Origin of the sequence: Saccharomonospora iraqiensis subsp. iraqiensis (assembly GCF_000430445.1) — a bacterium.
GTDB lineage: Bacteria > Actinomycetota > Actinomycetes > Mycobacteriales > Pseudonocardiaceae > Saccharomonospora > Saccharomonospora iraqiensis.
In genome coordinates this window covers 17,507-24,040 of the sequence record NZ_KE387070.1, presented here as the reverse complement: position 1 = coordinate 24,040, position 6,534 = coordinate 17,507, and the positions used below count along the sequence as shown (strand labels likewise).

General features: G+C 70.2%; 5 protein-coding genes. 1 reads left to right on the top strand and 4 read right to left on the bottom strand.

Annotated elements, in window-relative coordinates:
- Positions 1-139: 139 nt before the first annotated feature.
- The 4 genes from ACTIR_RS0107455 to ACTIR_RS0107440 form a co-directional block, all read right to left on the bottom strand.
- Positions 140-931 carry an ABC transporter ATP-binding protein gene (locus tag ACTIR_RS0107455; RefSeq protein WP_026453791.1) on the bottom strand — a complete coding sequence of 264 codons (792 nt, stop codon included), beginning with the start codon at positions 929-931 and terminating at the stop codon, positions 140-142.
- A 40-nt stretch (positions 932-971) separates the two neighbouring features.
- Positions 972-1,796: an ABC transporter permease gene (locus tag ACTIR_RS0107450; protein WP_034238853.1), complete on the bottom strand. Its 825-nt coding sequence runs from the start codon at positions 1,794-1,796 to the stop codon at positions 972-974.
- Between the two features lie 138 nt (positions 1,797-1,934).
- The gene (locus tag ACTIR_RS0107445; RefSeq protein ID WP_007025872.1) at positions 1,935-2,714 is read right to left on the bottom strand and encodes an ABC transporter permease; all 780 of its coding nucleotides are present in this window, start codon (positions 2,712-2,714) and stop codon (positions 1,935-1,937) included.
- Between the two features lies 1 nt (position 2,715).
- Positions 2,716-3,738 carry an ABC transporter substrate-binding protein gene (locus ACTIR_RS0107440; protein ID WP_026453789.1) on the bottom strand — a complete coding sequence of 341 codons (1,023 nt, stop codon included), beginning with the start codon at positions 3,736-3,738 and terminating at the stop codon, positions 2,716-2,718.
- 566 nt (positions 3,739-4,304) lie between these two features.
- Here ACTIR_RS0107440 and ACTIR_RS22220 point away from each other — a divergent pair.
- Positions 4,305-6,534: sensor histidine kinase (locus tag ACTIR_RS22220; RefSeq protein ID WP_052583761.1), on the top strand; the 2,230-nt coding region annotated here is incomplete at its 3' end.

Sequence of the window (6,534 nt, the reverse complement as noted above, 5' to 3'; positions counted from 1 at the left end):
GCCCGTCGCGGCCGCCACGCGCGGACGGACTGACCGGCCCCGCGCCCCGGCCGTGGTGCCGTGCAGGGCACCGTCCCTGCGCCCGAGGCGGCGAGGGGCACATTCACCGCGTCCCGCGCAGGGAATGTGCCCCGCACGGTCAACCCGACGGGGAGGGGGTCGGGGTGGGGTTGTGCAGGAGGCGGGCGACCTCGGCGCGGAGGGAGACGAACTCGGCGGATTCGCGGGTGGTGATCTGGTCGCGGTCGGCGGGCAGGTCGACGGTGAGGTCGGCGACGATGGACGCGGGCGCGCGGGACAGCACCAGCACACGGTCGCCGAGGTAGACACTCTCGTCGATGTCGTGGGTGACCAGCAGGACCGTGCTCCCGTTCTGCCGCTGCACGTCGCGGAGCAGGTCCTCCAGTTCGAACCGGGTCTGTGCGTCGACCGAGGCGAACGGTTCGTCCATCAGCAACAGCGCGGGACGGCGGGCCAGCGCGCGGGCGATGGACACCCGCTGCTGCATGCCCCCGGACAACTGCCACGGGTACTTCGCGCCGACCCCGCCGAGGTTCACCCATTCGAGCGCCTCCTCCGCGCGGCGGCGTCGTTCGGCACGGCTCATCGGCCGCCACCGCAGCGGGAACTCGACGTTCTGCCGGACCGACAGCCAGGGGAACAGCGACCGGCTGTAGTCCTGGAAGACCACCGCGAGATCGTCGGGGACCCCGTCGACCGGATCGCCGTGCAGCGACACCGCCCCGCCGGTCGGCCGCACGAGCCCGGAGATGCACCGCAGCAACGTCGACTTGCCGCAGCCGGACGGGCCGACGATGCACGCGAGCCGGCCGGTCTCGACCGTGAAGGTCAGATCTCGCACCGCGGTGTGCGGGCCGTCGTCGCCCGCATAGCGGTGGTGCAGGCCGTCCACCGCCAGCATGGTTGTCATGTCAGCACTCCTGTTCGTCTCGACGTGCGCACCGGGCCGGTCACCAGCGCAGCAGGCGGCGCTGGATCGCGAGCAGCAGGGCGTTCAGGCCGTAACCGAGCACGCCGAGCAGTACGATCCACGCCCACATCGTGGGGAACTCGAAACTCTGCTGGGCGAAGATGAGCTGGTAGCCGATGCCGTCGGTGGTCCCGACCATTTCCGCGATCACCATCAGGATCAACGACAGCGACAGACTCAGTCGGAGCCCCGCGAAGATCTTCGGGGCGGCGGCGGGCAGGACGATCATCGTGATCCAGTAGCGCCGTGGCGTGCCGAACGAGCGCGCCGTCTCCCGTTGCAGCGTCCCGACCGAGCGCACGCCGTCGACCGTGTTGAGCAGGATCGGCCAGATCGCGCCGAACACGATGGTCACGACCTTCATGGTGTTGTCGATGCCGAACAGCACGAGGAACACCGGGATCAGGGCCGGGGGCGGGACCGCGCGCAGGAACGCGAACAGCGGCCCGACGTAGTCCATCCCGGTCCGTGACCGGCCCAGCGCGGTGCCCAGCGCCACACCCACCACGGCGGCGATCGCCCAGCCACCGAACACCCGCCCCAGGCTGGGCAGCACGTCCTCGTACACGGTGGCCGTGAGGAACCCTTCCGCGGCGGGCCCGGAGACGAACAGGTCGACGGCGGTGCCCACGATCTCGGTCGGGCGAGGGAAGAACGGGCTGCCCGCGGCGGCGGTGGCCAGCTCCCACAGCAGCACGGCCACCGCGAACACCGACCACTTCGTCACCAACGCACGGAGGCCGCGCCCGACCACCCGCAACGGATCTCCGGCCCGGCCCGTCACCGCATGTCCGCTGTCGCTCACACGGCCTCCTGTGTTGTGCGGGGCACCCGCACCCGGTCGGCCTCCGTGAGCGCGGGTTGAGTGTCGCTCACACGGCCTCCTGTGTTCTGCGGGGCACCCGCACCCGGTCGGCCTTCGTGAGCGTGGGCTCAGTGTCGCTCACACGGCCTCCTGGGAATCCGTCCCCGTGGCCGCGTGCCAGCGGAACAGGCGTGCGCCGAGTCGTTCGAGTCCGTCGTTGGCCAGGTAGCCGAGGACACCGGCGACCAGGGTCCCGGCGAGGACGAGGTCCATCCGGCCCGCGCCCGCCGCGGCCTCGAGGACGAAGCTGCCGATGCCGATGTCGGCTCCGGCGATGAACTCGGTGGAGACCACCACGATCAGCGCGATGGCGGCCGATATCCGGATGCCGGTGAACACGAACGGTGCCGAGTGCGGCAGGGCGACCGTCCCGAGCGTGGCCACCCGGCCCGCGCCCGACGACCGTGCCGTGTCGAGGAGCAGCGGGTCGATCTCGTCGAAGGCGTAGATGGTGTTGTAGAGGATCGGCCAGACCGCCGCGTAGACCGCGAGCGTGATCTTGGCCTCGGGACCGCCGCCGATCGCGACGAGCACCAGCGGGATCAGCGCCACCGACGGGATCGGCCGCAGGAACTCGACCAGAGCCATGGTGGCGCTGCGGACCCGGGGCAGGCTGCCCAGCACGAGGCCGAGCGGGACGGCCCCGGCCGCCGCGATGCCCAGGGCGAGGGCCCAGGCGAGCACGGTCGCCACGACGTCCCGGAGGAACGGTTCCGTGCCGAGCATCTCGACGGTCCGGCCGAGGACGACCGACGCGGGCGGCACGTCGGTGGCCGGTACCAGGCCGGACCTGGCCGCGCACTCCCAGAGCCCCAGGAACGCGGCCAGGCCGACCAGATTCCGTACGACCGGACGCACGTCAGGCGGCGTTCGGACGCGCGATCATCGCGGAGGCGTCGATCTTCGAGTCGATCAGCCCGAACTCCACCATCAGGTCCGGCACCCGCTGCAGACGCGAGGCGTCCAGGCTGGAGTGGAACGTCGGCAGGTTCACCAGGGACGCCGTCTCCGCGTCGATCTTCGCGGTGTCCTGGATGATCGGCTCGACGACGGAGCGGTCCTGCGCGTCGGAGGTCGCCTTCTCCATCGCACGTTGGAAGGCGGCCACCGTCTTCGGGTTGTTCTCGGTGAACTCGGCCAGCGCCCCGTACCCGGCGAGCGGGAAGCTGTCCGTCGGTCCGGTGGCGACGTCGGCGATCGGGTGGACGCCGTGCTCCTGGGCACCACTGGTCAGGAACGGCTCGATGAGGGTGCCCGCGGCGACGTCGCCCCGGGCCACGGCCGCGGCGGTGTCCGGGAACGAGACCTGGACCCACTCCACGGACCCGTAGTCGAGCCCGTTCGTCTTCATCAGCGACTTGACGATCGTGTCGGCGATGGTGTTGGTCGCCGACACGGCGATCTTCTTGCCCTCCAGGTCCTCGACACCGGTGATCTCCCCGTCCTTCTTGGCGACGAGGCTGAACGTGTCCGGTGCCGCGGCGACCGCGTCGGCCACGATCCGGACCTCGGCGGTGCCCTTGGCCTGCGCGAGGAAGTACGGGACGTAGCTGGACTGGACGATGTCGGCGTCCCCGCCGATCATCTTCTGGGTGGCCGCCTGCCCGCTCGCGGCCTGTTCGATCGCGACGTCGAGGCCCTCGTCGGCGAAGTAGCCCTTCTCCTGCGCCAGGTACAGCGGGGCGACGTCGATGGACGGCAGGTGCGCCACGGTGATCGAGGACTGCTCCAGGTCCGAGTCGCCGCCGCCGGACGACGCGGCGTCGTCCTCCCCGCCGAGCAGCCCGCACCCGCTGACGGAGGCGAGCAGACCCAGTGATGTCGCGACGGCGGCCAGCCGGCCGCGTCTCGAGTGCGTTCGCGTGGTGCCGTGTCGAAGCAATGCCACTCCTCGGTGGGGCGATATGCCGGTTGTCTGCGTTGGTGAGGCGCTGACTGAGCGCGACACCTCCCCCGATCGCTCAGCGAGCCACGGCTACTGTAGAGATTGATCGTCTTCATCACAATGAGTGCCGAGTCGCAATCGTCCGGTGCCCCGCACCACTCGATCGGGTGGACTCGCATGTGGTCTAATTAACCCTTGGTTTCAGCCGCGGGCGCGGTTGATCGCTGCTACCACGGTGAGGGTCAACTCGGACGTGACAACGATTGATCAATCAGGGTTACGTCGGCGCACGGTGTTCGCTACATTCTGTGTTCCCGTGACGTAGCCAGCCCCCGAAGTAGTGACAGGACATGACGAGTGGGTGGAACGGACCACGACATGACCGGTACTTCGGTGTGCTGAGTACGTGTATTGACCCGTGTGGGGGGATGACGCCATGCTTCCGCATGTTTGGCGTCCACTGGGGGTGACAGGCGGTCACGTGAACGCGTGCGGTGCGTAGCAAGTGCTCGGCCCAGGAAGCCGGCGGTGGATCCGGCTCGGACGACAATGGTGGTAGATCGGTGCCGAAGAGTGAGACCCCGGACGGGAACGGGCGGCTCTCCGACCAGGACCGGGTCGCACACGACGGAGCGGCCGTCGGGGACACGTCGGACGGACCGGGCGGTTCCGGCCGGCAGGGTGACGGGCAGGGTGCGCGGTGGCGCCTGAGCAACTGGCCGTTGCGCTACAAGATGGCCGTCGTCCTGCTCGTGCCCCTGCTGACCGCGACGATCTTCGGTGGTCTGCGCGCGGGCGAGTCCCTGTCGGACGCGGGCGAGCTGCGGGACGGTGTCGACCAGATCGGGGTCGCCGAGCGCGTCGCCGTGCTGATGCACGAGCTCCAGCGCGAACGCACCCTCATGGTCTCCGCCATGTCCGGTACGTCGATCGGGTCCGAGGCGGTGGACCGGCAACGGGCCAGGGTCGACGACGCGGTGCGCGCGTTGTCCGAGGCGGCGGACACCGACGACCGGGAGTCCCCGAGCGCGGCTCCCTTCTCACACGGATTACAGCGGCTGTCCGCGCTGCGGACGAAGATCGACAGCACCCCGTTGCCCGCGTTGTCGGCCTACACCATCTACAACTCGATCATCGAGTCGTTCGTGGGCGCAGGCGGCGCCGATCCGCTGGTCGCGGACCAGGAACTGTTGCGCCGTAGTGATCTCGTGCGGCGGATCAACGAGATCAAGGAATACACCGCACGGCAGAACGCGGTACTCCAGATGGCGGTGGGCTACGACGAATTCGTCGCCGACCTGCTCGACCGCGCCCGGAGCGCCGGGGCCAGGGCGGACGCCGCCGTCGAGGCCCTGGTCGCCGGGTCGACGATCGGGGAGCAGGAGCTCTATCTGGACAATGTGTCCGGGGCCGAGGTGGACAATCGCGCCCGGTTGATCACCACCGCGTACAACGGTGCGGACCGGCCCGGTGGTCTGGGCATCAACGGCAGCCAGCTCCGGGCCGACAGCGTCCTGACCGTCGACAAGATGCGTGCGGTCGAGGTCGAACTGCTGGATCGGCTGAAGGAGCACAACGAGGGACTGGCCGTCGACGCGACCACGACCGCGTGGGTGTTCCTCGCGATCACGCTGGCGACCCTGATCGCCGCGGTCGTGTTCACCCTCATCGTCGCCCGCGCGCTGTCCCGCCCGCTGCGTGACCTGCGGTCGAGTGCGCTGGAGGTCGCCTACGTCCGGCTGCCCGAGGCGGTGCGGCGGATCCTGGCCGACCCGAACCCCATCGAGGCCTCCCGGAACGCGATCACCCCCGTGCCCGTGCACACGCGGGAGGAGATCGGCGAGCTCGCCCGGTCGTTCGACGTCGTGCACGAGCGGGCGATCCGGCTGGCCGCCGAGCAGGCGCTCCTGCGGGAGAACGTCAACGGCATCTTCGTCAACCTCTCCCGCCGCAGTCAGCGGCTGGTGGAGCGCCAGCTCGGGATCATCGACCGGCTGGAGTCCGACGAGCAGGACCCGGACCAGCTCGCCAGTCTGTTCGAACTGGACCACCTGGCGACCCGGCTGCGGCGCAACGGCGAGAGTCTGCTGGTGCTGTCCGGGGCGGGGCTGACCAAGTCGATGTCCAAACCGGTGCCCGCGGCGGACGTGATCGGTGCCGCGGTCTCGGAGATCGAGCAGTACTCCCGGGTGGAGCTGGGCACCATCCCGGAGGTGTCCGTCCACGGCCGGGCGGTGCACGACCTGGTGCACCTGCTCGCCGAACTGCTGGACAACGCGACCTACTTCTCGGAGCCGGAGACGGCGATCAGCGTCCGCGCCGTGGTGACCCGGCGCAACTCGCTCGCGGTGCAGATCACCGACCGCGGGGTCGGCATGTCCGACCAGCAGCTCACCGAGGCCAACGACCGGTTGGCCGACCCGCCCGACCTGGATGTGTCGGTGACCCGGCGGATGGGCCTGTACGTGGTCGCGCGGCTGGCCAAGCGGCACGGTATCGAGGTGCGCCTGCGCGAGAACGAGGACATCGAGGGCGGTGTCATCGCGCGCGTGGTGGTCCCCACCGATCTGCTCACCGGAGCCGTGCGGCCCACCGGGACCACCGCGACCGTGCCGCCGTACGACTCCGGGAAGGCCCCCGCCCCCGGCACGTCGCACACCGAGGTGTCCTCGCCGTCGTTGTTCCCCTCCACACCGGACCTCACCTCCGGTGGCGTGGCGCCGGGCGCGACGATCCCGCCGTTGCCCGCACCGCGCGGCTCGGCCGAGCAGGACCCGCCCGGCGGCCGGTCCG